Raw genomic sequence first — 1002 nt, 5'->3', positions numbered from 1 at the left:
CACGAGTCGTTCGAAGGGGAGGTCCTGGTGGGTGTAGGCGGTGAGGTTGGTGGTGCGGGTGCGGTGGAGGAGTTCGCGGAAGGTGGGGTCGCCCGTGAGGTCCGTACGCAGCACCAGGGTGTTGATGAAGAACCCGATGAGGTGGTCGAGAGCCTCGTCGGACCGGCCGGCTACCGCGGTGCCCAGCGGGATGTCGTCCCCGGCTCCGTGGTGGGAGAGCAGGGTGGCGAGGGCGGCCTGCAGCACCATGAACATGCTGCATCCGGATGAGCGGGCCAGTTGTGCGAGCCCCCGGTGGTCGTCCTGGCCGAGCCGGAAGGGCACGGTGTCACCCGTGTGCTGTGTCACTGCCGGTCGCGGGTGATCCAGGGGCAGTTCGAGGAGTTCGGGCAGATCCGCCAGTTCCTGTCGCCAGAAGCCGAGTTGGCGGCTGAGGGGGCTGTGGGGGTCTGTCTCTGTGCCGAGGGTGTGGTGCTGCCAGAGGGTGTAGTCGGCATACTGGACGGGGAGCGGTGCCCAGTTGGGCGGTGTGCCGTGTCTGCGGGCCTGGTACGCCTGGCCGAGGTCTCGGGCGAGGGGCGCGAGGGACCAGCCGTCGGCGGCGATGTGGTGGACGACCAGGACCAGGACGTGTGCCTGGGCATCCCGCCGCAGCAGGGTGACGCGGATCGGCGTATGGCTCTCGACGTCGATCGGCTCGGTCGCCGCGCGTGTGACAAGGCCGTCCAGCTCCGGCTCCGTGACGTCGGTTGTCCGGAAGTCGAGAGGATGGTTCGAGGCGGCGAGGACGACCTGCTCGGGAGCTCCGTCCCTCTCGGGGAAGACCGTACGCAGCGGCTCGTGGCGTTCGACCAGGTCGGCGAGGGCCGCTCGCAGAGCGTGGGTGTCGAGTGGGCCGTCCAGACGCAGGACGAGGGGGATGTTGTACGTGGCGCTGGGGCCTTCGAAGCGGTTGAGGAACCAGAGGCGTTGTTGGGCGTGGGAGAGGGGGAGGTGGTCGGG

At 69.2% G+C, this 1002-nt stretch carries 1 protein-coding gene; it reads right to left on the bottom strand.

Annotation, left to right across the window (positions count from 1 at the left end):
- The coding region (locus ACFXBC_RS35130; RefSeq protein WP_385034219.1) for a condensation domain-containing protein at positions 1 to 1002 on the bottom strand (1002 nt) is incomplete at both ends.

This window comes from Streptomyces sp. NPDC059398 (genome assembly GCF_042751845.1).
Taxonomy (GTDB): Bacteria; Actinomycetota; Actinomycetes; order Streptomycetales; family Streptomycetaceae; genus Streptomyces.
Note: the sequence above shows the minus strand (reverse complement) of the source record. Positions and strands in the feature narration are given on the sequence as shown.